27 protein-coding genes are annotated in these 24,553 nt (G+C 70.0%); 14 read left to right on the forward strand and 13 right to left on the reverse strand.

Translation table 11 applies throughout. From position 1 onward, the window contains the following. The first annotated feature begins 5 nt into the window (after positions 1 to 5). Complete coding sequence (locus ACGFY5_RS27595; RefSeq protein ID WP_392724234.1) at positions 6 to 191, forward strand: hypothetical protein; 186 nt, start codon at positions 6 to 8, stop codon at positions 189 to 191. Here ACGFY5_RS27595 and ACGFY5_RS27600 read toward each other — a convergent pair whose 3' ends face one another. Then, positions 192 to 1,190: an aldo/keto reductase family protein gene (locus ACGFY5_RS27600; RefSeq protein WP_392724236.1), complete on the reverse strand. Its 999-nt coding sequence runs from the start codon at positions 1,188 to 1,190 to the stop codon at positions 192 to 194. It abuts the gene before it with no gap. A 110-nt stretch (positions 1,191 to 1,300) separates the two neighbouring features. Here ACGFY5_RS27600 and ACGFY5_RS27605 point away from each other — a divergent pair, with 110 nt between their 5' ends. From ACGFY5_RS27605 to ACGFY5_RS27615, 3 genes are read left to right on the forward strand one after another with little or no spacing between them, the layout of a single operon-like run. Beyond that, a complete protein-coding gene (locus tag ACGFY5_RS27605; protein ID WP_392724237.1) occupies positions 1,301 to 2,080 on the forward strand; it encodes an ABC transporter permease in 780 nt (259 codons plus the stop codon). Further along, on the forward strand, positions 2,073 to 2,870 hold the full coding sequence (locus tag ACGFY5_RS27610; RefSeq protein WP_392724238.1) for an ABC transporter permease: 798 nt from the start codon (positions 2,073 to 2,075) through the stop codon (positions 2,868 to 2,870). Before ACGFY5_RS27605 ends, ACGFY5_RS27610 begins: the two co-directional genes overlap by 8 nt. After that, positions 2,867 to 3,817, forward strand: a complete 951-nt coding sequence (locus ACGFY5_RS27615) for an ATP-binding cassette domain-containing protein (RefSeq protein ID WP_392724240.1) — start codon at positions 2,867 to 2,869, stop codon at positions 3,815 to 3,817. The genes ACGFY5_RS27610 and ACGFY5_RS27615 overlap by 4 nt, the downstream gene beginning before the upstream one ends. Here the strand turns inward: ACGFY5_RS27615 and ACGFY5_RS27620 are convergent. Further along, positions 3,795 to 4,406 (reverse strand): DUF3043 domain-containing protein, encoded by a 612-nt coding sequence (locus ACGFY5_RS27620; RefSeq protein WP_392724241.1) that lies wholly within the window; start codon positions 4,404 to 4,406, stop codon positions 3,795 to 3,797. The genes ACGFY5_RS27615 and ACGFY5_RS27620 overlap by 23 nt on opposite strands. A gap of 29 nt (positions 4,407 to 4,435) precedes the next feature. After that, entirely contained in the window at positions 4,436 to 5,638 is a 1,203-nt protein-coding gene (gene nadA, locus ACGFY5_RS27625) for a quinolinate synthase NadA (protein WP_392724243.1), read from the reverse strand. A gap of 125 nt (positions 5,639 to 5,763) precedes the next feature. On the opposite strand from nadA, the gene ACGFY5_RS27630 reads away from it, so the two are divergent. The 3 genes from ACGFY5_RS27630 (at position 5,764) to ACGFY5_RS27640 (ending at position 8,466) form a co-directional block, all read left to right on the forward strand. Beyond that, positions 5,764 to 6,894 (forward strand): glycerate kinase, encoded by a 1,131-nt coding sequence (locus ACGFY5_RS27630; RefSeq protein WP_392724244.1) that lies wholly within the window; start codon positions 5,764 to 5,766, stop codon positions 6,892 to 6,894. A 98-nt stretch (positions 6,895 to 6,992) separates the two neighbouring features. Further along, positions 6,993 to 7,355, forward strand: a complete 363-nt coding sequence (locus ACGFY5_RS27635; protein ID WP_035849970.1) for an iron-sulfur cluster assembly accessory protein — start codon at positions 6,993 to 6,995, stop codon at positions 7,353 to 7,355. Between the two features lie 139 nt (positions 7,356 to 7,494). After that, positions 7,495 to 8,466 (forward strand): carbohydrate kinase family protein, encoded by a 972-nt coding sequence (locus tag ACGFY5_RS27640; RefSeq protein WP_392724246.1) that lies wholly within the window; start codon positions 7,495 to 7,497, stop codon positions 8,464 to 8,466. Between the two features lie 138 nt (positions 8,467 to 8,604). On the opposite strand, the gene ACGFY5_RS27645 is transcribed toward ACGFY5_RS27640, so the two are convergent. Both ACGFY5_RS27645 and ACGFY5_RS27650 read right to left on the reverse strand, forming a co-directional pair. Continuing rightward, on the reverse strand, positions 8,605 to 8,823 hold the full coding sequence (locus tag ACGFY5_RS27645; protein WP_392724247.1) for a sulfurtransferase TusA family protein: 219 nt from the start codon (positions 8,821 to 8,823) through the stop codon (positions 8,605 to 8,607). After that, positions 8,820 to 9,989 (reverse strand): cysteine desulfurase family protein, encoded by a 1,170-nt coding sequence (locus ACGFY5_RS27650; protein WP_392724249.1) that lies wholly within the window; start codon positions 9,987 to 9,989, stop codon positions 8,820 to 8,822. Before ACGFY5_RS27650 ends, ACGFY5_RS27645 begins: the two co-directional genes overlap by 4 nt. 135 nt (positions 9,990 to 10,124) lie before the next feature. On the opposite strand from ACGFY5_RS27650, the gene coxB reads away from it, so the two are divergent. Next, positions 10,125 to 11,024: a cytochrome c oxidase subunit II gene (gene coxB / locus ACGFY5_RS27655; protein WP_392724251.1), complete on the forward strand. Its 900-nt coding sequence runs from the start codon at positions 10,125 to 10,127 to the stop codon at positions 11,022 to 11,024. A gap of 11 nt (positions 11,025 to 11,035) precedes the next feature. Continuing rightward, entirely contained in the window at positions 11,036 to 11,452 is a 417-nt protein-coding gene (locus tag ACGFY5_RS27660) for a cytochrome c oxidase subunit 4 (protein WP_392724252.1), read from the forward strand. Positions 11,453 to 11,543: 91 nt separating this feature from the next. Here the strand turns inward: ACGFY5_RS27660 and ACGFY5_RS27665 are convergent, their stop codons facing one another. The 4 genes from ACGFY5_RS27665 to ACGFY5_RS27680 all read right to left on the reverse strand — a co-directional run bounded on the left by ACGFY5_RS27665 (position 11,544) and on the right by ACGFY5_RS27680 (position 14,955). Continuing rightward, entirely contained in the window at positions 11,544 to 12,311 is a 768-nt protein-coding gene (locus ACGFY5_RS27665; RefSeq protein WP_392724254.1) for a nucleotidyltransferase domain-containing protein, read from the reverse strand. A 175-nt stretch (positions 12,312 to 12,486) separates the two neighbouring features. Then, on the reverse strand, positions 12,487 to 13,518 hold the full coding sequence (trpD, locus tag ACGFY5_RS27670) for an anthranilate phosphoribosyltransferase (RefSeq protein WP_392724256.1): 1,032 nt from the start codon (positions 13,516 to 13,518) through the stop codon (positions 12,487 to 12,489). Beyond that, positions 13,515 to 13,934, reverse strand: a complete 420-nt coding sequence (locus ACGFY5_RS27675) for a hypothetical protein (protein ID WP_392724258.1) — start codon at positions 13,932 to 13,934, stop codon at positions 13,515 to 13,517. The genes trpD and ACGFY5_RS27675 overlap by 4 nt, the downstream gene beginning before the upstream one ends. A gap of 52 nt (positions 13,935 to 13,986) precedes the next feature. Continuing rightward, positions 13,987 to 14,955, reverse strand: coding sequence for a cytochrome c oxidase assembly protein (locus ACGFY5_RS27680; protein WP_392724260.1), 969 nt, complete (start codon positions 14,953 to 14,955; stop codon positions 13,987 to 13,989). A gap of 143 nt (positions 14,956 to 15,098) precedes the next feature. On the opposite strand from ACGFY5_RS27680, the gene ACGFY5_RS27685 reads away from it, so the two are divergent. The 4 genes from ACGFY5_RS27685 to ACGFY5_RS27700 are packed head-to-tail and all read left to right on the forward strand — an operon-like array spanning position 15,099 to position 19,165. After that, on the forward strand, positions 15,099 to 15,647 hold the full coding sequence (locus ACGFY5_RS27685) for a heme-copper oxidase subunit III (RefSeq protein WP_392725048.1): 549 nt from the start codon (positions 15,099 to 15,101) through the stop codon (positions 15,645 to 15,647). Positions 15,648 to 15,696: 49 nt separating this feature from the next. Then, positions 15,697 to 16,488, forward strand: coding sequence for a c-type cytochrome (locus tag ACGFY5_RS27690; RefSeq protein WP_392724262.1), 792 nt, complete (start codon positions 15,697 to 15,699; stop codon positions 16,486 to 16,488). Further along, a complete protein-coding gene (locus ACGFY5_RS27695) occupies positions 16,485 to 17,549 on the forward strand; it encodes a ubiquinol-cytochrome c reductase iron-sulfur subunit (protein WP_392724263.1) in 1,065 nt (354 codons plus the stop codon). The genes ACGFY5_RS27690 and ACGFY5_RS27695 overlap by 4 nt, the downstream gene beginning before the upstream one ends. Then, positions 17,549 to 19,165 (forward strand): cytochrome bc complex cytochrome b subunit, encoded by a 1,617-nt coding sequence (locus ACGFY5_RS27700; RefSeq protein ID WP_392724265.1) that lies wholly within the window; start codon positions 17,549 to 17,551, stop codon positions 19,163 to 19,165. The genes ACGFY5_RS27695 and ACGFY5_RS27700 overlap by 1 nt, the downstream gene beginning before the upstream one ends. A 59-nt stretch (positions 19,166 to 19,224) precedes the next feature. Here ACGFY5_RS27700 and ACGFY5_RS27705 read toward each other — a convergent pair whose 3' ends face one another. The 4 genes from ACGFY5_RS27705 to ACGFY5_RS27720 form a co-directional block, all read right to left on the reverse strand. Next, a complete protein-coding gene (locus ACGFY5_RS27705) occupies positions 19,225 to 19,512 on the reverse strand; it encodes an Lrp/AsnC family transcriptional regulator (protein ID WP_035849987.1) in 288 nt (95 codons plus the stop codon). Between the two features lie 64 nt (positions 19,513 to 19,576). Further along, complete coding sequence (locus ACGFY5_RS27710; protein ID WP_392724266.1) at positions 19,577 to 20,383, reverse strand: sugar phosphate nucleotidyltransferase; 807 nt, start codon at positions 20,381 to 20,383, stop codon at positions 19,577 to 19,579. Then, entirely contained in the window at positions 20,380 to 21,027 is a 648-nt protein-coding gene (locus tag ACGFY5_RS27715; protein ID WP_392724268.1) for an NUDIX hydrolase, read from the reverse strand. The genes ACGFY5_RS27710 and ACGFY5_RS27715 overlap by 4 nt, the downstream gene beginning before the upstream one ends. Beyond that, positions 21,005 to 22,990, reverse strand: coding sequence for a DEDD exonuclease domain-containing protein (locus ACGFY5_RS27720; RefSeq protein WP_392724270.1), 1,986 nt, complete (start codon positions 22,988 to 22,990; stop codon positions 21,005 to 21,007). The genes ACGFY5_RS27715 and ACGFY5_RS27720 overlap by 23 nt, the downstream gene beginning before the upstream one ends. 129 nt (positions 22,991 to 23,119) lie before the next feature. On the opposite strand from ACGFY5_RS27720, the gene ACGFY5_RS27725 reads away from it, so the two are divergent. Continuing rightward, on the forward strand, positions 23,120 to 24,496 hold the full coding sequence (locus ACGFY5_RS27725; protein WP_392724272.1) for an NYN domain-containing protein: 1,377 nt from the start codon (positions 23,120 to 23,122) through the stop codon (positions 24,494 to 24,496). Positions 24,497 to 24,553 lie beyond the last annotated feature (57 nt).

The following is a 24,553-nucleotide window of genomic DNA, read 5'->3' on the forward strand; positions in this document are numbered from 1 at the left end:
GGGGAATGACATGGCAGTGGCGATACCAGGGCAGCAGCGAACCTTCGGTCTCGGAGGAGTTCCCGAGCCAGTCCGACGCCGAGAGCTGGCTCGGCGAACAGTGGCGCGAACTGCTGGCGTCCGGCATCGACGAGGTCACCCTGGAAGAGAACGGCCGCGTCGAGTACGCCATGCCCCTGACCGCCGAGTAGCTACGGACGGGTGCGGGGCGACCGGGTCAGACCGGCGTCCCGCTCCACCACCGGCTCCAGAACATCGTCGATCGCCGTCAACAGATCGGCGTCGAGCCGCACACCGGACGCCGCGACGTTCTCGGTCACCTGCTCCGGACGCGACGCGCCGATGATCGCCGCGGCCACGTTCGGGTTCTGCAGCACCCAGGCCACCGCCAGCTGCGCGAGCGTGAGCCCGGCCTGGTCGGCCAGCGGCTGCAGCTGCTGCACCCGGGTCAGCACGTCCTCGGCCATCCACCGCTTGACGAAGTTCGCGCCGCCCTTCTCGTCGGTGGCGCGGGAACCGGACGGCACCGGCTCGCCCGGCTTGTACTTGCCGGTGAGCACACCCTGGGCGATCGGCGAGAAGCAGATCTGCGAAAGACCCGCCTCGACGCTGGCCGGCACGACCTCGGCCTCGATGACCCGCCACAGCATGTTGTACTCGGGCTGGTTCGAGATGAGCGGGACGTGCAGCTCACGGGCCAGCTCGGCGGCGCGGGCGATCTCTTCGGCGCGCCACTCGGAGACGCCGATGTAGAGCGCCTTCCCGGCGCGGACGACGTCGGCGAACGCCAGCATCGTCTCCTCGAGCGGCGTCTCGTAGTCGTACCGGTGGGCCTGGTAGAGGTCGACGTAATCGGTGCCGAGGCGGCGGAGCGACCCGTTGATGCCCTCCATGATGTGCTTGCGGGAGAGACCGCGCGCGTTCCGACCCGACCCGACCGGGAAGTAGACCTTGGTGAACAGCTCGTAGTCGGCGCGGCGGACACCCTCCAGTGCCTTCGCCAGCACCGTCTCGGCGCGGGTCCCCGCATAGACGTCCGCGGTGTCGAACGTGGTGATTCCCAGGTCGAGCGCCGTGTGAACGCACGCGATCGCGGCGTCCTGCTCGACCTGCGACCCGTGGGTGATCCAGTTGCCGTAGGCGATTTCGGAGATGTAGAGCCCGGAACGACCAAGTGTGCGGAATTCCATGGGGCCGACGGTAGTACTACTCTGGACGTTCGCCGGCCGGCGGCGGGCACCCTTTCGCGGTGCGCGGCGTGGTGGCTCATCCGAGCACATCACCCGAGGGGAGAGCTGCGGTGCCGGCGTTTGCCGCCCTGGTCAGGGCAGGTTTCCGACGTCATGCCACGTATCGGCGGGCCACATTCGCGTCCGCGTTCACGAACTCGATCTTCGGGTTCCTCAAGACGTACGTGCTGCTGGCGGTGGCCGCGAACGGCGCCGCGGCCGGGTACGACGCCGCGGCGCTCGCGATGTTCGCGTGGGCGGGCCAGGGGCTGATCGGCGTCGTCCAGGTGTTCCAGTGGACGGAGCTGGCCGACCGCATCCGCACCGGCGAGATCGTCACCGACCTGCTGCGGCCGGTGGACCCACTGCTGTCGTTCCTCGCGGTCGACATCGGCCGCGCGCTCCATGCACTGGCGGTCCGGCTGACGGTGCCGATGGCCGTCGGAGCGCTGTTCTTTCCGTTGCGCTGGCCGGAGCACGCAACCACCTGGCTCGCCGTGGCGATCTCGGTCGTACTCGCCACCGTGACCAGCTTCGCGACGCGCTACCTGATCAACCTGCTCGCGTTCTGGTGGCTGGACGCCCGGGGACCCGGCTCGTTGTGGCTGGTCGGCGGCACGTTGTTCACCGGCCTGGCGGTGCCGATCCCGTTCTTCCCGGAGTGGGCCCAGGCGGTGCTGTGGTGCACGCCGTTCCCGTGGATGCTGCAGGCGCCGTTGGACGTGCTGCTGGAGCGGGGGAGCGCGGGGGCGTTGGTCGGCGGTGGAGCGGTCGCCGCCGGACTGACGCTGACGGCCGCGGCGCTGGCGCAGCGCGTCGCCGTGCGTCGGCTGGTGGTGCAGGGTGGCTGAGAATGCTTACGCCCGGCTGTTCCTGGCCCAGATCCGCGGCCAGACGCAGTACCGGCTCTCGTTCGCCGTCGACCTGGTCCTCAACGCCGGAATCACGACGATCGACGTGCTGGTCCTGCTCGCCGTGTTCCGGGTGACGCCGGAGCTGGCCGGCTTCGACATCGGCGACGTGCTGCTCATGACCGGCATCGCCCAGCTGGCGTTCCAGTTGGCCGACGTGTGCGTGGGCAACCTCGAGCGGGTGCCGCAGTACCTGCGCACCGGCCTGCTGGACGCCGTGCTGCTGCGACCGCTCTCGACGTTCGGGCAGTTGGTCGTCCTCGACTTCTCGATCCGGCGCGCGGGCCGGCTCATCCAGGGACTGACGACGTACGGCGTCGCGCTGAGCGTCGCCGACATCGAGTGGACGCCCCAGCGGGTGCTACTCGCCGCGATCGCGCCGCTCGCCGGAGCGGTCACGTACGGAGCGATCTTCACGGCCGGCGCCGCGACGATGTTCTGGCTGGTGGACGGAGGAGAAGTGGTGAACGCGGTGACCTACGGAGGTCGCGACTTCGCGAGTTATCCGACAGCGATGTACGGCGTGTGGTTCGGCAGGTTGTTCGGGTTCGCGCTGGGCCTGGCGTCGGTCGGCTACCTCCCGGCGCTCGCGCTGCTCGGACGCTCGGACCCGCTGGGCACCCCGGCGTGGACGCACTGGGGCGCGCCCGTCGTCGGCGTCTTTTGGGCGTTCGCCGCGGCCGGGATCTGGCGGGTCGGTGTCCGCCACTACCAGAGCACCGGCTCATGAGCGTCGTGGCCGCGGAGGGACTCCGCAAAGAGTTCACGGTGTGGGCCAAAGCGGGCCGGTTCCGGCGGGTCCGCCGCAGGGTGGACGCCGTGGACGGCGTCGACCTGCACATCGAGCCCGGCGAGATGGTCGGCTACCTCGGCCCGAACGGGGCGGGCAAGTCCACGACGCTCAAGATGTTCACCGGCATCCTGACGCCCTCGAGCGGCACGGTGCAGGTCTGCGGTCTCGATCCGGTGCCGGACCGGACCCGGCTGGCACGCCGGATCGGTGCCGTGTTCGGGCAGCGCAGTCAGCTCTGGTGGGACCTGCCGCTCGCCGAGTCCTTCACGCTGCTGCGGTCGGTGTACCGGGTGTCGGAGGCCGACCACACGAAGCGCCTGGACGAGTGCCGCGAACTCCTTGGCCTCGACGAGTTCCTGGCCACCCCCGTCCGCCAGCTCTCCCTGGGCCAGCGCATGCGCGGCGAGCTCACCGCCGCCCTGCTGCACGACCCCGAGCTGCTGTTCCTCGACGAACCGACGATCGGCTTGGACGTCGTCAGCAAGGAGGCAGTTCGTGGTTTCTTGGCCGAGCTGAACGAGCGGTACGGCACGACGCTGGTGCTCACCACGCATGACCTGGCCGACATCGAGCGGCTCTGCGGGCGGCTCGTCGTGGTCGACCACGGGCGGATCGTGCACGACGGCACACTCGCGGCCCTGCACGAGCGCTACGGGTCCCGCCGGCGCCTGATCGTCGAACTCGACGAAGCCTGGGCCCCGCTAGCCGTTCCGGGGGCGGTCACCGAACTCGTCGAAGCCGATGGACGCCGTCAGACGCTCGCGCTCGAAGGACCCCTACCGCCCGTGGTGGCCGCCGTCGCGGCAGCGGCCCCGCTCCGCGACCTCCGTGTCCTCGAACCAGCGATCGAAGACGTCGTGACTAAACTTTTTCGCCGATCTTGACCCGGGGGCCTGGGGTACGCATACGGCGGAACTGCACCGACCGCATGACGCCGTAGAACGTCAGGCCGCCCATCTTGTCGGGCGCGTTCGGGAACCGCTCCCGAACGTTCTTCCGGATCAGGCGCGAGATCAGGAACACGTCGGCCAGGATCGCGACGATCAGCAGCAGCCAGAGGATGTTCGCGCCGAACCGCACGGGCGCCGGCCACTGCGGCTGCGAGAACAGCAGCACGGCCAACGCACCGATCAGGAAGTACGAACCGACGTTGCGCCGCGAGTCGACCAGGTCGCGCACGAGCCGCCGCACCGGCCCCTTGTCACGGCCGCTGAGGTACTTCTCCTCGCCGCGGCGCATGCCCTCGTACGCCTTGGACCGCTCCTCGCGCATCTTCGTGCGCATCTCGGCCTTGGCGGCCTTCTTGTCCGCCGGTGCCGCGGACATCGTGCGGGGACGGCTGTTGGCCGTGCGCTTCGGCGTCGGACGGCCCTTGCCGGGGGTGTAGGCCCTCCCCGAAGGCGCTTCCACGGGCTCGACGGTCTCCGGAACGTCATCGGAGACGGGCGTGGACTTACGACGGAGGAGGCTCACCTGACCAGCGTATCGGCAGGTTTAAACGTTCATCCCGGCAGCGCCAGCATTTGATCGAGGGCAACCCGGGCGAAGTGTGCCGTTTCGGAATCTACGGTGATCCGGTTGACGACCTCGCCGCGCGCCAGCGACTCCAGCGACCACACCAGGTGCGGCAGGTCGATCCGGTTCATCGTCGAGCAGAAGCACACCGCACGGTCGAGGAACACGATCGTCTTGTCCGGGTGCGCGAGCGCGAGCCGGCGCACCAGGTTCAGCTCGGTGCCGATCGCCCAGCTCGAACCGGCCGGAGCTGCGTCCAGCATCTTGATGATGTACTCGGTCGAGCCGACGTAGTCCGCTGCGGTCACGACCTCGTGGCGGCACTCGGGGTGCACCAGCACGTTCACGCCGGGGATCCGATCGCGGACGTCGAGCACCGAGTCGAGGCTGAACCGGCCGTGCACCGAGCAGTGCCCGCGCCACAGGATCATCGTCGCGTCGCGGAGCTGCTGCGGCGTGAGGCCACCGCCGGGCCTGTGCGGGTCGAACAAGACACAGTCGCCTAGCTCCAGGCCCAGTTCCAGGACCGCGGTGTTCCGGCCCAGGTGCTGGTCAGGCAGGAACAGGACCTTCTCGCCCTGCGTAAAAGCCCAATCCAAAGCCCGCTTCGCGTTCGACGACGTGCAGATCGTGCCGCCGTGACGACCGGTGAACGCCTTGATCGCGGCGGAGGAGTTCATGTAGCTGACCGGCACCGTGGCAGCCGCGACACCGGCGTCCTTCAGCACCTCCCACGCTTCGTCGACCTGCTGGTCGGTGGCCATGTCGGCCATCGAACAGCCGGCCGCCAGGTCGGGGAGGATCACCTGCTGGTCGGGGCCGGTGAGGATGTCGGCCGACTCGGCCATGAAGTGCACACCACAGAACACGATGTACTCGGCGTCCGGGCGCGCGGCGGCGTCGCGGGCGAGCTTGAACGAGTCGCCGGTGACGTCGGCGAACTGGATGACCTCGTCGCGCTGGTAGTGGTGACCGAGGACGAACGCGCGGTCGCCGAGCTGCTCACGTGCCTTCGTGGCCCGCTCGACCAGACCGGGGTCGGACGCGGCGGGCAGGTCGCCCGGGCAGTCGACGCCCCGCTCGGAGTTGGCGTCGGTTCCTCTGCCGAGCAGGAGCAACGCGGCGGCGGTGGGGGAGGGCTCCGCGAATCCCTGAGCGGTCAGGGTCGGTAGCCCGAGGTCGGTGCTCACGTTCACTCCGATCGACGCGTATTACCGCGGGGTTAACCATGGTGTCATGCGGTCGCGTTTCGGCCAGTGGTGCTGATCACTTCGAGCACAACTCCCCGACCGCGCCGTACGGCACGATGTGGCGCATGCGCGTACTCGTGGCTCCGGACAGTTTTGGCGGGACGTTGTCGGCCGGTGAAGCAGCGGCCGCGATCGCGGCGGGCTGGGCCCGCGAAGCGCCCGACGACACCGTGGTGACGCGCCCGCTGTCCGACGGCGGCCCCGGCCTGGTCGACGTGATCCGCGCCACGCTCGGCGGCACGCTGGTACCGGTGTCGGCACGCGGTCCGCGGATGGAGGAGCTCGAGGCGTCGTTCCTGCTGCTGGACGACGTCGCGTACCTGGAGTGCGCGACGGTCGCAGGGCTCCAACTGGTGCCCAAGGACGAGCGTGACCCGAAGGTCACCACGACGTACGGGCTCGGATTGCTGCTCGCCGCCGCGGTGGAGTCCGGTGCCCGCAGGGCGGTGATCGGCCTCGGCGGCAGCGTCACCAACGACGGCGGAGCAGGGCTTTTGGCTGCTCTGGGGGCGGGACCGGTGGGTGTCTCGGGCACGGCGCTGCCGCCTGGCGGTGCGGCGTTGCGGGTGTGCGAGGGGCTCGCGGGTGTTCCCGCGCTGCGCGGCGTCGAGATCGTGGCGGCGACCGACGTCGACAACCCGCTGACCGGCATCCACGGCGCGTCGGCGGTGTACGGGCCGCAGAAGGGGGCGTCGGACAACGACGTCCAGATCCTGGACGCCGCTCTGGAGCACTGGGCCACGGTCCTGGAGCGTGACCTGCCGGGATGCCCGCCCGGGGTGGCGTCGTTGCCGGGCGCCGGCGCGGCGGGCGGCCTCGGCGTGGCGTTGCTCGCGCTCGGCGGCCGGCGGGAGGCCGGAATCGGGCTGGTCAGGCAGCTGATCGGCTTCGATGCCGCGGTCGCGGAGGTCGACCTGGTCATCACCGGCGAGGGCTCGTTCGACTACCAGTCCCTGCGCGGGAAGGTCGTCGCCGGAGTCGCGTCCGCGGCCGCCGAGCACGGCGCGCCGTGCGTCGTCCTGGCCGGGCAGGTGGCGGTGGGGCGGCAGGAAGCCGCCGCCGCCCACATCGACGAGGCGCGATCGCTGGTGGACCACGCAGGCTTGGACCGCGCGATGAATGATGCGGCCGCGGTCTTGACCGATCTGGCCGCGCGGACCGCCCGTGACTGGAGTCGGCCTCGATCAGTTCGCTGAATCTTGTGCAACCATGGGTCTGCACCCCTTCTTGGGGAACACCGGGACCCCTCCTCCAGTTGTCCCGGTAGTTGACCAGCGACACAACGGGAGCGATTGTGACCGTCTCCGACACCCACGAGCACGCCTCGACCACCGACGGGGTCGTCCTCACCGACGGCGCCGCCAGCAAGGTCAAGGCCCTGCTCGACCAGGAGGGCCGGGACGACCTGCGCTTGCGCATCGCCGTCCAGCCCGGTGGCTGCTCCGGCCTCCGGTACCAGCTCTTCTTCGACGAGCGTTCGCTCGACGGTGACACGATTCTCGACTTCAGCGGAGTCGAGGTCGCTGTCGACCGGATGAGCAAGCCCTACCTGGGCGGCGCGACGATCGACTTCGTCGACACGATCGAGAAGCAGGGCTTCACGATCGACAACCCGAACGCGACCGGGTCCTGCGCCTGCGGCGACTCGTTCCACTGAGTAACTAGCTTCTCGAGACGGCGCTCACCAGTGGTGGGCGCCGTTTCGTGTGCATTAGGCTGTTCGCCGTTTGCGCTCTCCGGGTAGTCCCCGGACGCGGTGCCCTCTTGCTGTTTACCCCGGATGGAGACAACCCCGGATGAAAATTGCTGTCACCGGGTCGATCGCTACCGATCACCTCATGCATTTCCCGGGCCGGTTCGCCACCCAGCTGATGCCCGACCAGCTCGACCGCGTTTCCCTGTCGTTCCTCGTGGACGACCTGGTCGTCCGGCGGGGCGGGGTGGCCGCCAACATCGCGTTCGGGATGGGGCAGCTCGGCCTGCGCGGCATCCTCGTCGGGGCGGTCGGCAACGACTTCGCCGACTACCGCTCCTGGCTGGAGCGCCACGGCGTCGACTGCGACTCCGTGCACGTTTCGGAGTACGCGCACACGTCGCGGTTCGTCTGCACGACCGACGACGACATGTGCCAGATCGCGTCGTTCTACGCGGGCGCGATGAGCGAGGCGCGCAACATCGAGCTCGGGCCGATCGACACGCGTGTCGGCGGGCTCGACCTGGTGCTGATCGGGGCGAACGACCCCGAGGCGATGGTGCGTCACACGGCCGAGTGCCGGCAGCGGGGGCTGCGGTTCGCTGCCGACCCGTCGCAGCAGCTCGCCCGCATGACCGGTGAGCAGACGCGGCAGTTGATCGACGGAGCCGCGTTCCTGTTCACGAACGAGTACGAGAAGACGCTGCTGGAAAGCAAGACCGGGTACTCGCAGGACGAGATCCTCGACCGGGTCGAGGTTCGGGTGACGACGCTCGGCAAGGACGGCGTCGAGATCGTCGGGCGGGGGATCGAGCGCATCCACGTGGAGTGCGCCACCGAGGCTGCCAAGGCCGACCCGACCGGGGTCGGGGACGGATTCCGGGCCGGCTTCCTCACGGCGTTGTCGTGGGGGCTGGATCTCCGGCGGGCCGCCGAGGTGGGCAACCTGCTCGCGACGTACGTGCTCGAGACGGTTGGTACGCAGGAGTACTCGGTCGACACCACCGAGTTCGTCAAGCGCCTCGGCGACGACTACGGCGACCTGGCCGCCGAGCAAGTAGCCGCGCACCTTTAGTGGGCGGCCCGCCGAGAACGACGCTGCCAGGCGAGCGCGAGCCCTTGAGTATCACCTATACGAGGCGGTCTCGCGCTCGACTGGCAGCGTCGCCCTCGGCGGGCTCCAGGTCAGAACGCAACGGCGGCTGCGCCGCCTTCAATTGCTGCGGCGGACGTCGTGCGCGGTGCCGTCGGAGTCGAGGTGCTCGTGCGACTTCAGGCGGCACCAGGCTGGAATGTCGGTTCGGGCGGCGGGATCGTCGGCCAGGACGCGGACGATCCCGCCGACCGGGACCTCGGTGATCCGGCGGGCCAGGTGGATCACCGGGAGCGGGCACCGCATGCCCCGGCAGTCCAGGATGAGGTCGGGCGTCACAGCCCCGTCACCCCCGCGATCGCCCGCAGATCGGCGACGATCGTCGGCAACTCGGCCAGGAACCGCTCTACCTCCGCCTCGGTGGTACCGGCGTGCAGCGAAACCCGCACGTTGCCGTGGGACAACACCCCCATCGCCTCCAGCACGTGCGACGGCGACAGCGTCGAGGACGTGCACGACGACCCGGACGACACCGCGAACCCCCGCGCGTCCAGCGCGTGCAGCAGCGCCTCGCCGTCCACGTACAAGCAGGAGAACGTGACCAGGTTCGGCAACCGGTCGACCGGGTCGCCCACCACCTCGACGTCCGGCACGGTGGCGGCAACGTGTGAGCGGATCCGATCCACCAGCGCGCGCAACCGGGCGTCCTCGGTGGCCGCCACCGCGTGCACAGCACGCAGTGACGCGGCGGCCGCGACGATCGCCGGCAGGTTCTGTGCCCCCGGGAAACGCCCGCGCTCCCGCTCGTCCGCGGGGTAGGGCGACGTCCAGCGCGTGCCGGTGCGCACGACGAGCACACCGACCCCGGCCGGACCGCCCCACTTCCGTGCACTCCCGGTCAGCAACGACCACCCGGTGGGCACCGGCGCACGACCCAGCGTCTGGGCGGCGTCCACATACAGGGGAACGCCCGCCGAGGCGCACGCCGCAGCCACCTCGGAGACGGGCTGCACGGTTCCCACCTCGTGGTTCGCGCTCATCAGCGCAGCCAGCGCGACGCCGGGCGCGCGGACCGCGTCGGCGAAGGCCGACGTGGACACGCGACCGGCGCGGTCCACTCCCACCGGTACGGCCGTACCGGCCGCGCCCGCGACGTGCTGCTCCGCCGCGTGGAGCAGGGCCGAATGCTCCACTGCCGAGTGGACGAACACCGAGCCGGCGCGGCGCCGTCCGGCCAGGCCGCCGAGGACGGCGAGGTGCGCGGCCATCGACCCGTTCGCGCAGAACGTGACCTCGTCCGCGCGGGCGCCGACCACCTCGGCGACCACGGCACGGGCGGCGTCGAGCAACTGCCCGGCCCGCCTGGCCTCGGTGTACAGGCGGGCGGGATCGGCCCAGCCGTCGTCCAGCGCGGCCCCGAAGGCCTGTTTGGCCACCGGGTGGAGCGGTACTGCCGTCGCAGCGTCGAAGTACGTCCGTACTGATGTTTCGCGAGCGTCGGACACGTCCCGAAACGCTACCCCCGGCGCGTCGGCGACCCCTGCGGGTCCGCGCTCAGGAGGTCCAGTAGTCTACGTTCGGTCGAAGGGATTGAGACCCGACTCAAGCAGGTCGTCGGGCGCCGATGAGGAGGGCGACTGGTGGGGGCAAACCCGTCAGCGAGTGCCGAGCGTCGTAGTCGGCGTTCTCGGGCCGGGCGCATCGCCGCTGTCACCGGCATTGCCGGCTCGACGGCGCTGCTGCTGTCCGGCTGCTCCACCGAGGAAGTGCTCCGGTTCGGGTGGCCCAAGGGCATCACCCCGCAGGCCGAGCAGATGATGGACCTCTGGACCGGCTCGGTCATCGCCGCGCTCGCGGTCGGTGTGTTCGTCTGGGGCCTGATCTTCTGGGCGGTCATCCGCTACCGCAAGAAGAGCGACGAACTGCCCGTGCAGACGCGGTTCAACCTGCCGATCGAGATCCTCTACACGGCGGTCCCGTTCCTGATCATCGCGGTGCTCTTCTACTACACCGCGATCGTGCAGACGTACGTCGACAAGCAGAAGGCCAACCCGGACGTCACGGTCTCGGTCGTCGCCTTCAAGTGGAACTGGCAGTTCCTCTACCCGGAGGAGCTCGACGCCGAGCGGCAGCCGATCGGCACCGTCGGGTCCACCGAGGAGATCCCGGTCCTGGTCGTGCCGACCGGCGAGCGGATCCGGTTCGTCGAGACCTCGAACGACGTCATCCACTCGTTCTGGGTGCCGGCGCTGCTGTTCAAGCGCGACGTCGTCCCGGGTCGTACGAACTCGTTCGAAGCGTCGATCAACCCCGGTGAAGAGGGCGCGTACGTCGGCCGGTGCGCCGAGCTGTGCGGCACCTACCACGCGAACATGAACTTCGAGCTCCGCGCGGTCACGTCGGAGAAGTTCGACCAGTTCATCGCCGCGAAGAAGGCCGGGGCGTCGACTCACGACGCGCTGCAGCAGATCGGTGAGTCGCCCGTCGCCACCACGACGACGCCGTTCAAGACCGAGCGCACCCTGCGTCAGCCGAGCTAGGAGAGGCAGCAATGAAGAGCGAATCCAGGATCTTCAACCTGCTCGCCCTGTTCCTGTTCGCGATGGCGGCGGTGTACGGCGTCTGGACGTCGAAGATCGACGAAGGTACCGAGTGGGTCGGCGTGGTCGCGCTGATCCTGTCGGGTCTGCTGTGCGGGATGTGTGGCCAGTTCTTCTCGCTGGTCGCGCGGCGCATCGAGGCCCGCCCCGAGGACCGGTCGGACGCCGAGATCTCCGACGGTGCCGGTGACCTCGGGTTCTTCAGCCCGGGTAGCTACTGGCCGTTCGGTATCGCGGTTGCGGCGAGCATCACCGGGCTGGGCGCCGCGTACTGGTTCCCCTGGCTGATCGCCCTAGGCGTCATCTCCGTCCTCTTCACGGTCAGCGGCCTCCTCTTCGAGTACTACACGAGGCCCGGAGAACACTGAGCAGGCGCAGCGAGCAAAGCCGGCCCCGAAGGGGCCGGCTTTTTGCGTGAACCTGGAGCCCGTCCAGGGCGCCGTTCTGGACGGGCCGCCCTCAAGCAGCGTGTTGGGCGGCCCAGGCTAGTTCGGCGGCGCTGCGGACCACGGCCTGCTGGTCGGGGGAAAGGTAGGGCTCCACTACCGGGGCCAGCTGGGCGTAGAGGCCCAGGGCGGCTCGGCAGGAGTCGGAGAGCTGCTCACCCTTGAGCGCCAAAGCCGCATCCTGCGAGCGACGCCACGACGGCCCCATGGCGTCGGCCACGAGATCGAACAGCCGGTGCTCGCTGTCGTACAGGATCCGGTGGTGCACCGCGGCGACCACGGGTAAACGGGTGGCCAGGCGGTTGCGGGTCACCGCGGCGGAGGTCCGCCGACCCGCGGCCAGCGACCCCACGAGCCGCTGCACGACCTCGGCCCGCCCGGTCATCTGACCGGCGATCCAGGCCCGGCGGGGGCCCTCGATGTCCGACCAGCGCCACGCCCCGGCCTCGGCCGTGAGCTCGTTCGCGTGCCCCTCGGCGTCGTGCAGGATCACCGCTCCGCGCCAGCCGGGAACCGTGCTCCCGGCGAGCTTGGGATCGGCGAACGACGCCCGGACGGCGTCCGCGGTGCGCCAGGACACCGACATCAGCAGGCCACCGATCTGGCGGTGGATGTACTCCGGCCCGTTTCCGAGCGCCACCAGGTCGACGTCACTGTGCTCGTGGGCGTCGCCCCGGCTCTGGCTACCGAGGAGGACGACGCCGGTGGTTCCGGCAGCAACCAAATCTGCGACTGTCGCCGCCACCGCGGCGGCAACCCGCGGGGGGAGAGGGGGCGGCACGGGCTAAGTGTCCCATCGGGTCCGGTCTGACGGAACGTTTCGTCAGCATTTCTTCACGCGCTGTTGTCTTCGGGCCGTGTGCTGTTCGCACGCGGCTCACCTGCGGCAACGCTAAACCGAGCGCCGCCGGGAAAGAGCCGCGTGCAAACGTCGTGTTGGTCACCCCGGGGGGTGGCTACTGCTGGGTCGCCACCGCGATCCACCGGTCCAGCGCGGTGTTGGCGGACCCGGAGTCGATAGCGGCGGCGGCCTGTTCCAGACCGGCCCGCAGGGACGCCTCCAGGCCCCCTGAGAAGCCGTTGAACGCCGCGATGCCCGTGGCGGCGTTGAGGACCACAGCCTCGCGTACAGGGCCGCGCTCGCCCGCCAGGACGGCCCGCGCCACCTTCGCGTTGAACGCCGCGTCGGCGCCGCGCAGGTCTTCGCGTGCCGCGCGCGGGATGCCGAGATCGGCGGCGTCCACGACGGTCTCGGTGACCGTGCCGTCAGTGACCACCCAGAGCCGCGTCGGCGCGGTGGTGGTGAACTCGTCCAGGCCGTCCTCGCCGCGCATGACCACTGCCGACGCGCCTCGCTGCGCGAAGACCTCGGCCATCACCGGGGCCATCCGCAGGTTCGCGCAGCCGACGGCGCTGGCCCGGACCCGGCCGGGGTTGGTGAGCGGCCCGAGGAAGTTGAAGAAAGTCGGGACGCCCATCTCCTTCCGCGGGACGCCGGCGTGCCGCATGCCGGGGTGGTAGATCGGCGCGAAGCAGAACGCGATGCCGGCCTCACGGACGCACACCGACGCCAGTTCGGGCGTCATCGAGATCGGCACACCGAGGTATTCGAGCAGGTCAGCGGCGCCGGTGCTGCTGGACGCCGCCCGGTTGCCGTGCTTCACCACGGGGATGCCCGCGCCGGCCACCACGATCGCGGCCATCGTCGAGATGTTGACGGTGTGCGCCTGGTCCCCGCCGGTACCGACGATGTCGACGGCGTCCGGCGAGACGTCGATCGGCGTCGCGGCGGCGAGCATGCCGGTGACCAGACCGCCGATCTCCGCCGCGGTCTCGCCCTTGGAGCGCAGCGCCATCGCGAACGCGGCGATCTGCACCGGGGTGGCGTCACCGGCCATGATCTGGCTCATCGCCCAGGTGGTCTGCTCCGGCGCGAGTGCCTCCCGGGCCAGCAGCGTGTTGAGCAGCGACGGCCAGGTATGCGTCATCGCGCGACGACGCCCAGCTGGGTGCGCAGGACGTCGGCCACGGTGGTGGCAGCGGCGACCGGGTCGAGCGGGTGGGACAGCACCGCGTCGGCCTCGGACCAGGTCGCGAGCCAGCGGTCGACCTTGCGCGCCAGCACCAGGCACACCGGCGGGCAGTCGTCGATCTCGTGCTTGAGCTGCCGCGAAATGCCCATGCCGCCGGTGGGCCACGCTTCGGCGTCGAGAAGGAGAAGGTCGAGCCCACCGGCGTCGGTCAGCCGGACGACCTCCTCGCCACGGCTGGCCTCGACCCAGGTGATCGGACCGATGTCGGCTGCGGGCCGACGGCCGACGGCCATCCGGATCCGCTCCCGGACGGCCGCGTCGTCGCTGTAGACGAGAACGGTCGCGGGCGACGCGCTGGCGGCGTTGGTCATGGTGGTGGGGCTCCCAACGTACGACGGCTGCGGGGGACGCTGTGAGCGGATCCTAGCGCTGCTCCGCGGCCGGCCTGCCCGCCAGTCGGGCCAGGTGGGCGTTGTAGGCCTCCAGCTCGTTGTCCTCGCCGGTCGTGCGGTCGAGCTGGCGGTCGATGCGGGCCGCGGTTCGCTCGTCGGAGCGGATCCACTGGGTGACGAACGCGGCGAGCATGAGCAGGCTGATGATGTCGCCGGAGGACCAGAGCAGGCCACCGCCGACCTGCTGGTCCATCTCCGGGGTGATCCAGCTCAGGTTCAGGCCCTCGTAGTACGAGGTGGCGATGCGGCCGGCCATCTGCATGATGATGACGCCGAGCACCGCGTGCAGCGGCATCGAGATGATCATCATCAGCGCCCGCGCCGGGTACGGCCACCGCCCGGGCAGCGGGTCGAGGCCGATCAGCGGCCAGAAGAACAGCGAGCCGACGATCATGAAGTGCACGTGCGTGAACTCGTGCAGCCAGGTGCTGGTCAGCGTCGCGGGGTACCAGCCGGAGAGGTACAGCGCGTAGGGCGTCGCGATGAAGAACGCGAACGCGATGAGCGGGTGGCTGACGAGCCGGAAGAAGCGGCTGTGCAGTAAGGCCAGCAGCCAGCTCTTGGGGTTTGCCGGCAGCGTGCGCAGGGCGAGCGTCACCGGCGCGCCGAGCGCCATCAGGATCGGCCCGACCATGCTCAGCAGCATGTGCTGCACCATGTGGGCGCTGAACAGCGTGTCGTCGTAGGTGCCGAGCCCGGAGAGCGTCGCCACCGCGACGGTGCCCAGCCCACCCGGCACGAACGCGAGTGTTCGTCCGATCGGCCAGCGGTCACCGCGCGCCCGCAGCTTGTGGACGCCGTACAGATAGAGCCCGGCGATCACCACGAGGGCGATCGCCATCCACTGGTCGAGGTTGGCGGCAGTGAACAGCGTTGCCGGAGTGAACGGCGGTAGCGCGTTGTTCGCCGAAATGCTGGTCAGGGCAGTGGTCGGCAACACGGTCTCCACCTTAGGCCGGAATCTACGACACGACGTAGGCACCCGGTGCGTGCGCTGGGATTCGTGCGGGACATAATGCTCCCGTGACGACGGCCACGACCACAATCGAGAAGAGCCAGATCCACTCGCTGACGCGGCCGAACATGGTCAGCGTCGGAACGATCGTGTGGCTCTCCAGCGAGCTCATGTTCTTCGCGGCTCTGTTCGCGATGTACTTCTCGATCCGAGCCTCCGGCCCGGGTCAGCGCCTCTGGGCTGAAGAGACACAGATGCTGGACGTCCCGTACGCGGTGGTGTTCACGGTCATCCTCGTGCTCTCGTCCGTGACGTGTCAGATGGGCGTGTTCCGCGCCGAGGTGGGTGACGTCTACGGGCTGCGGCGTTGGTTCGCACTGACCTTCGTGATGGGGCTCATCTTCGTCCTGGGTCAGGCGAACGAGTACCGGAACCTGGTCCACGAGGGCATCACGATCCAGGCCAACGGCTACGGGACGATGTTCTACCTGACCACCGGGTTCCACGGTCTCCACGTGATCGGTGGCTTGATCGCCTTCCTGCTGATGATGGGCCGGAGCACGCTCGGGCCGTTCACTCCGGCGCAGGCCACCAGCGCGATCGTCGTCTCCTACTACTGGCACTTCGTCGACGTGGTGTGGATCGGCCTCTGGGCCACGATCTACCTCGTCAAATGACGAAGTCGGCTGTCGTCGCAACTGGTTCCCCGACCGACAAGGTGAAGCCATGACCGCCTCCGCAGCCTCCCGTAAGGGTGGCCGCCGTAACCGAGCTGGGCGCCTGGGTCGCGTCGTCATGCTCGTGGTGGCGCTCGGTCTGTTCGGCGGCGCGTACGCCACATTCGCGCCTACCGGGCAGGCCGACGAGACCTCGAGCTCGATCGCGGTCCGCGAAGGGCAGAAGCTCTACAACGAGAGCTGCATCAGCTGCCACGGACAGAACGCCCAGGGCGTCAAGGACCGCGGACCCAGCCTGATCGGCGTGGGCTCCGCTTCGGTCGAGTTCCAGGTCGAGACCGGTCGGATGCCGCTCGCGCGGCAGGAGGCCCAGGCCCAGCGCAAGCAGCCGGCTTTCAACGACGAGCAGACCGACCAGCTCGCCGCGTACATCCAGTCGATCGGTGGCGGCCCGGAGATCCCGGACGGCGACCTGCGTGGCGACGAGGCCCTCGGCGGCGAGCTGTTCCGCGTGAACTGCTCCTCCTGCCACGCGTTCTCGTCCAACGGTGGCGCCCTCTCCTCCGGCAAGTACGCCCCGTCGCTGGAGCCCGCGAGCGACCGCGAGATCTACGCGGCCATGCTGACCGGCCCGCAGAACATGCCGGTCTTCGGCGAGAACCAGCTCACGCCGGACGAGAAGAAGGCGATCATCGCCTACGTCCAGACGCAGAAGACGGACGCCGACCCGGGTGGCTGGGGCATCGGCCGGACCGGCCCCGTGCCGGAGATGGTCGTGATCTTCGGAATCGGCATCGTGGTGTGTCTCTTCGGGGCGCTGTGGATTGCGGGTAAGTCATGAGTGAGTCTCACGGGGCCGGCACCGAGGTCGAGTTCGACCCGACCGACCCGAAGCACAGCCAGTTCGACCTGGTGCGGGAAGGCGCTCGGCGCGACGGCGTCGAGATCGTCCACTACCAGCCGCGGTTCGCGGTCGCCGGTACCAAGCGGGAGAAGCGGATCGAGCGGACGATCGCGTTCCTGCTCCTGCTGTCCGGCCTGTCCGCGCTGGCGTTCGTTGTCGTCTACCTGGCCTGGCCGTACGAGTACGAGCAGGGCTACCACGCCGACAAGCTGTACACGCCGCTGCTCGGCTTCACGATGGGCGTCGCGCTGTTCGCGATCGGCGCCGCGATCATCGTGTGGGTCAAGAAGTTGATGCCCGAAGAGGTGTCGGTCCAGGACCGGCACGACAACAACCCGAATCTCGACGAGCGGGCGCTGACCGCCGCGACGATCATGAACATGGTCGACGAGACCGGGATCAAGCGGCGCCCGCTCCTCAAGGGCGCGCTCGCGCTCGGTGCCGCGCCGCTGGGCATCATGGCGATCATGCCGCTGGGCGCCCTGATCAAGGACCCGCACCCGGACGGCGAGACCTCGCCGCTCTGGACGACCGGGTTCACCGAGGGCGTGCGCCTGGTCCGCGACGACGGCACGCCGATCCGGCCGGGCGAGGTCTCGGCCGGCGGTCTGGAGACGGTGTTCCCCGGCATCCCCGAGGGCACCACGCTGAAGTACGCGGACTCGCCGACGCTGCTCATCCACCTCCGTGAGGAGGACGCGGCGGAGTTCAAGCCCCGCAAGGGCTTCGAGAACGCGCACTACGGCAACTACTTCGCCTACTCGAAGATCTGCACGCACGCCGGTTGCCCGGCGAGCCTCTTCGAGCAGCAGACGAACCGGCTGCTGTGCCCGTGCCACCAGTCGCAGTTCGACGTCAAGGACAGCTGCCGGCCAGTTTTCGGTCCTGCCACCAGGCGGTTGCCGCAGCTTCCTATTACCGTGGATGAAGAGGGCTACTTCGTCGCGCAGAGCGACTTCAAGGAAGCCATCGGACCGGCCTTCTGGGAGCGTCCGTAATGCCGTTGCTGCCGAAGATCAAACCCGCCGCCGTAGGCACGTGGGCGGACGACCGCCTGGAAGCGTCCACCCCGGCCCGTCGACTGTTCAACAAGGTCTTCCCTGACCACTGGTCGTTCATGCTGGGCGAGATCGCGCTGTACTCGTTCATCATTCTGCTGCTGAGCGGCACGTTCCTGACGCTGTTCTTCACGCCGTCGCCGACCGAGGTCGTCTACGACGGCGCGTACACGCGGCTGCAGGGCATCGAGATGTCGAAGGCGTACGACTCGGCGCTGAACATCTCGTTCGAGGTCCGCGGTGGTCTGGTCATGCGCCAGATCCACCACTGGGCCGCGCTGATGTTCGTCGCGGCGATGCTCGTGCACATGTTCCGGACGTTCTTCACCGGTGCGTTCCGCCGCCCGCGTGAGCTCAACTGGGTCATCGGCATCACGCTGTTCGTCCTGGGCATGTTCGAGGGCTTCCTCGGCTACTCACTGCCGGACGACGCGCTGTCCGGTACCGGTCTGCGCATCGCGTCCGCGATCATCTACTCGATCCCGGTGGTCGGTACGTGGGTGTCGTTCGCGCTGTTCGGCGGCGAGTTCCCGGGTGAGTTCATCCTGGAGCGCTTCTACATCATCCACGTGCTGATCCTGCCCGCGGCGATCCTCGCCCTGGTCGGTGCGCACATGGGTCTGCTGGTCAAGCAGAAGCACACCCAGTTCCCCGGCCCGGGCCGCACCGAGCAGAACGTGGTCGGCCACCGGATGTTCCCCGGGTTCGCAGCGAAGGCCGGCGGCTTCTTCATGCTGGTGTTCGGCGTCATCGCCGGGCTCGGCGGCCTGGTGCAGATCAACCCGATCTGGCTGTTCGGTCCGTACGAGGCGGCGGTCGTCTCCGCCGGTTCGCAGCCCGACTTCTACATGATGTGGCTCGACGGCGCGGTGCGGCTGATGCCCGCCTGGGAGTTCCGCAGCTTCGGGTACACGATCCCTGCCATGTTCTGGCCATCGGTGGTCCTGGCCGGCGTGATGTTCACGCTCGCCGGTGCCTATCCCTGGCTGGAGCAGCGGTACAGCAAGGACCGTTCGCATCACAACCTGCTCCAGCGCCCGCGGGACGCGCCTGCCCGCACCGGCCTGGGCATGATGGCGATCAGCTTCTTCATCGTGCTGCTGCTCTCGGGCGGCAACGACATCATCGCCGACAAGTTCGACATCAGCCTCAACGCGACGACGTGGGCGGGCCGGATCGGTCTGTTCATCGTCCCGCCGCTGGCGTACTTCTTCACCTACCGCATCTGCCTCGGTCTGCAGCAGCACGACCGTGAGGTGCTGGCGCACGGTGTCGAGAGCGGCATGATCCGGCGCCTGCCGTCGGGTCAGTTCATCGAGGTGCACCAGCCGCTCGGCGAGGCCGACGAGCACGGTCACACGCACCTGGAGTACGTCGGTGCCGCGGTGCCGAAGAAGATGAACAAGCTGGGTGCCGGTGGGCGTGCGGTCCGGGGCTTCTTCATCCCGGTCGAGCGGCCGAAGGACGTCGAGAAGACCGCTGTGGGCGCGGGTTCGGACGGCAAGAAGCCGTCGGAGCTCAGCGGAGCGTCGTCCTCGGACTCCGGCAACTACTGACGCACGAACACGAAGGGCCCCGCCGGATCGGCGGGGCCCTTCGTCGTGTGCGGGGTGGGTCAGTCGGCGTCTTCGAGGCCGATCGAGAACGCGGCGTCGAGGTCGTGACGCGAGTAGGCGCGGAACGCGATGTGCGTCTCGGTGTCGACGATGCCCGGCACCTTGTTGATGCGCCCGGCGATGACTTCGGCGATGTCGTCGAACTGGTGGACGCGCACGATCGCGATCAGGTCGACGTTGCCCGCGGTGGAGTACACCTCGCTGACGCCGGGCAGGTCGGCGAGGGTCTGGGCGACCTCGGGGATCGAGTCGGTCTCGCAGCTGATCATCACGATCGACGTGATCACGGTGGACGCTCCTCGGACTCCTCCGCGGTCCGTCCCGCGGTGCGGCCAGCCTAACGACAGCGGATCAGGCGGGGACGGTGAGGCCGCCTTCGGCGCGGATGACGTCCGTGAGAGTTTCGTTCGCCTCGACGCGCGCGCCGGGCCAGATGACGCACCGGGTGACGAGGCCCTCGACGACGGCTCCGGCGCCGATCACGGAGTCGACGGCGCGGCCGGTCACGATCGCGCCGGGATCCGTGGCGGGGGCCAGGAGGTTGGCCTCCAGGTAGTCGGTGGGGGTGCCGCAGTCGACGAAGGTGCCGGGGAACGGGGTGAGTTGCAGCTGGTCCGCGGCCCAGGCGGCGCGCCAGACGACCTCGTAGAGGCCGGTGGGTTCGGGGCGCAGGCGGGCCGCGTCGGCGGCGGGGAGCAGGGACACGCCGGCGAACCGCCACGTGTCGAAGTCGCGGCGCCGGTCGCCGGCGGCGACGACGAGCAGCCGGGGCTGGTCGCCGGTCCACCCGTCGACGAAGTCGTCGGGGAACGGGCCGGCCAGGTAGGCGTCGGCGTTCACGACGAGGACGTCCCGACCGGCGACCCAGTCGCGGAGCGCGGCGATCGCGCCGGCGGTGCCGAGCGCTTCGGGCTGTTCGATCGAGAGCGTCGCTCGTCCGGCCACCGCGTCCGCGATCTGGTCGGCGTGGTGATGGGCGTTGACGGCGACGAAGTCGGGGCCGACCAGGTCGAGTGCGGCCAGCCGATCGAGCGCCCGGTCGAGCAGCGGCACGTTGCCGACCGGGCACAGCGCCTTGGGCAGCACGTCGGTGAGCGGCCGCAGCCGGCTACCCGCCCCCGCGGCCAACACGACCGCACAGAGCCCCCGCTCAGTCACGCGTTCTCGTCCCGACCGGCCCCGCTCGCGCTCCCGGGCGCCGCGGTGTCGGCCCGCTCGGTGGCTTCGGTGGCCTTGGTGGTCTCGGTGGCCTCGGGGTCGGCGAAGGCTTCGCCGGGTTCGGCGAGCACGGCGTCCGTGCGGTCGGCGCCACCGTCGAGCACTGCCCCCACGATCGTCGCCGGCGCCGCCCCCACGCTGGGCGGCTCCGCAGCCGGCGCCGGGGAGGGTTCCGGGGTGGCGGGGGTGGCGGGGGTGGCGGGGGTGGTGTCGGGGGAGACGAGGCCGGCGCGGCCCAGGAGACGGAACGTGGGGCCGGTGAGAGACGGCAGCGCGTCGAGCGCGAACCACTGCGCCTCGCCGATCTCCACCTCGTCGACCCGCAGCGCGATCTCACCCGCGTCCACGGTGGCGGTGAAGATCAGGTCGACCTGCTGCACCCACGGATTGACGTGCGCGTTCGGCACGATCGGCGTCACCGAGTCGGGCTCCAGCTCCACCCCGATCTCTTCGCGCACCTCGCGGACCGCGGCCTCCCGCGGGTGCTCGCGCCGGTCGAGCAGACCTCCCGGGAGCGACCACCCCGCCGCGGGCGGCTGGCGCACCAGCAGCAGCCGGTCGTCATGGTCGCGCAGAAGCACCACCGAGCCGAGGGTGTAGTTCGGCGTCCCCAACCGCACCAGGTTGCGGCGCACCCGCAGCGGGAGCCGCCGGAACACCCCGATCGCCGTGCGGTGCACCGCCGCCCGGACCGTAGGGAATCGACTCGGGTTCGCGGGCGCCATGACTGGACAGGTTAGAGCGCTCCGGTGTGGTCAGCGTGACGGGCACCCGCGGCGGACGCGACTCCATCCGCATGCGGCGCCGATCGCCGAACGGATCCGCACCCTGCCGCCCGGCCTCGATGCGGCTGAGTAGGTCGGCCCAGCGCCCCGCCCCGCGCGCCGGCGACGACCAGACCGTGTCGACCCTCACCAGCCGTGTCTCGGGACGCTCCACCCAGGCCAGCACCCGCTCCACCTCCTCGAGGTGGAGCCCCTCGGTGGCCGGATCACGCTCCACGGTCTCGGCCGACGCGACGAGCTGGTCGACGATCGGCATCGGCGGCACGCCGCGGGCAGCCACGCCGGCGGCCGCCAGTCGGCCGTGGCGCACGACGGAGATCTCCCAGCCGCCGCTCCCGTCGGCCCGCGCGGCGACCATCTCGGGCACGCTGCTGATCGCCTGGGTGCGCTGCGACCGGATGACAGCGCGCAGGAGCGCCGACAATCGGTTCCTGGCTACCGCGGCCTCCTCGTACCGCTGCCGGTCCGACAGCGACTCGATGCGGCCCAGCAACCGCTCCACCAGACGAGACGGGTCACCCTGGACCGCCTCCCGGAACGCTGCGGCGTGGCGCCCGTACGCCTCGACCGAGACGCGGTGCTCGCACGGCGCCTCGCACTTGCGGATCTCGGCCAGCGCGCACGCGGGGCTCGTCTTGCGCGTCGACAGGACGCCGCCGCACTGCCGCAGCGGCAGGACGTCGTACACGGCGGTGGCCGCGGCCTCCGCCGACCGCCGGGACGAGAACGGCCCCAGGTACGCCGTGCCGTCGTCGCGGGTCTGCCGCACCACCGAGAGCCGGGGGTAGGCGTCGGTTGTCAGACGCAGCCACAGCCGCCGCTCGGGGTGTTTCGACCGCCGGTTGTAAGGCGGCTTGTGCGCGGCGATCAGCCGGAGTTCGCGCACCTCGGCCTCGAGCGAGTGCGCGCACACGATGGCCTCGATGCGCTCGGCCGCGTTGATCATCTCGGCCATCCGCGACCGCTGCTCGGACGAGACGAAGTACTGGCGCACCCGCGAGCGCAGATCCTTGCTGGTGCCGACGTACAGCGGACGATCGCGGCCGTCGCGGAACAGGTAGACGCCGGGCGCGTTGGGTACTCCGACGGCCAGGTGCCGCTTGCGACGCTGGGCCTCGGAGACCTGCGTGGTGAAGGTCTCCAGCTCCTCCAGCGTCTGGATGCCCAGGTTGCCGAGGCGCTCCATCAGGCTGTGCAGGACGTGCACAGTGGCCTGCGCGTCGGCCAGCGCGCGGTGGACCGGCGTGGTGGGGGACCGGAAGAACTGGGCCAGCGTGCTGAGCTTGCAGTTGCGCACCTCGTCACGGCTGAGCGCCCGGCGGGCCAGCACGGCGGTGTCGACCTTCCGGAAGCCGGGCCAGACCATGTCGTGGGCCTCGCAGGCGGCTTTCAGGTGGCTCAGGTCGAACGGGGCGTTGTGCGCGACGAGCACGGAGCCGCGCGCGAACTCCAGAAAGGCCGGCAGCATCTCGCGGATCGGTGGTGCCGCGGCCACCATCGCGTCGGTGATACCGGTGAGCACCGTGATGAACGGTGGGATGCCGATACCGGGATCGACAAGGGTCTGGAACTCGCCGAGCACCTCGCCGCCACGCACCTTGACCGCGCCGATCTCGGTGATGGCCGAACCACCGGGAGCCCCGCCGGTGGTCTCGAGGTCGACCACGACGAACGTGGTCTCACGCAGCGGCTGGCCGAGTTCGTCGAACGTCGACTGGACCCATGCCTTGGGGGTTCTGGTCGACGAGGCGTGGTGTTGCATGGCCCGACCGTAGGGGGAGGGTGGGACAAAAACGCGAGGGGCCAGGTTCACCTGGTCAGACGTGGTCCGTCGTGCGGCCGTGAGCGGGCAGGAGTGGAAGACTGGAACCATGTCCACCTTGCGGCCACTGTGACCGGCGATCACCACAGAGAGGACGGCGTCACCGACGCCGCGATCGGTGCTGCCCACGAGCCGGACGCCGAGGTGGAGCCCACCCTTCCGGAGGCCGTCCGCGCGCGCGTCACCGCGATCGCCGTCGACCTGTTCCCCACCGTCGGCGCGGACGTCCTGCCGGCGTCCCTCAAACGGTTTGCGCAGTTCACGCCCGCCCGCCGCGCTCGGCTGGCCGGTCCGAGCGTGGTCGCGCAGCTCGCCGCCGACGCCGATTTCCGCGAGCGGCTGGCGGAGCGGGCCGTCGAAGCGGCCGGGCCGCTGGGTGCCGCGGTGGCCGCCGGCACACCGCCCGGTGCCGCCGATCCCGTCGAGGTGGCGGCGCTGGCCTACCTGGCCCGCCCGCCCCGCTGGACGACGCTCGTCGAGTCGGTGTCCGCTACCGTCACCGCCGCCGCCGAATCCGAACAGGTCCTGGCGGCGTCCCGGCAGATCGAACGCCTCACCGAGCAGCTGGACCGCGCCCGGGTCAACGCGAAAGCCGATACCGACAAACTGCGCGCCGACCTGTCGAACGTCCGCGCCGAAGCCGACGAGCTGCGGGCGCGCGTCCGGGAGCTCACCAAGGCACTCCGCGACTCCGAGCAGGACGTCCGGCGGCTCACCGACGCGGTCTCCACCGAGAAGGGCCGGGTCGCCGCCGCTTCCAGCACGTCCGATGCCGAGATCCGCCGGCTCCGCAGCCGGCTCGCCGACGCCGAGCGGGAGCTGGAGACGGCCAAGTCGTCCAGCCGCGCCGGGCGGGTCACCGACGACATGCGGCTGTGGCTGCTGCTGGAGACGCTCGGGAACGCCGCTCAGGGGCTCCGTCGCGAGCTCGCGCTCGGTCCCCCCGGAGTCTTGCCGGGTGACGTCGTCGCGGCCGACGTGGAGGCCGTCGCGGGGACGAAGACGAAGACCGGCAGCCAGCTGTGGGCCGCTGACGACCCGGCCCGGCTCGACCAGCTGCTCGCGCTGCCCCGCGTTCACCTGGTGATCGACGGGTACAACGTGACCAAGACCGGCTTCCCCGAGGCGGCGCTCGAGCAGCAGCGCACCCGGTTGGTGGCGAGCCTCGCCGGGCTCGCCGCGCAGACGAACGCCGAGATCACGGTGGTCTTCGATGGGGCCGGTCGGCTCGCGATCGCCCCCGGGAGCCCGCGTGGGGTGCGGGTGATCTTCAGCCCGGCGGGGGAGACCGCCGACGAGGTGATCCGCCGCCTGGTGCGTACCGAGCCGCAGGGCCGGCCGGTCGTCGTCGTGTCGTCGGACAAGGAAGTGGCCGACGGGATCCGCCGGGCCGGCGCCTACGCGGTGCCGTCGATCGTGCTGGTCAAGCGCCTGGATCGCGCGTAGAGCGGTTTTGTCGTACCCCCTGCCTACCGTGCGTGGTGGAAGGAACAGATGCACGGA

This window comes from Cryptosporangium sp. NPDC048952 (assembly GCF_043197895.1).
Classification (GTDB): Bacteria; Actinomycetota; Actinomycetes; order Mycobacteriales; family Cryptosporangiaceae; genus Cryptosporangium.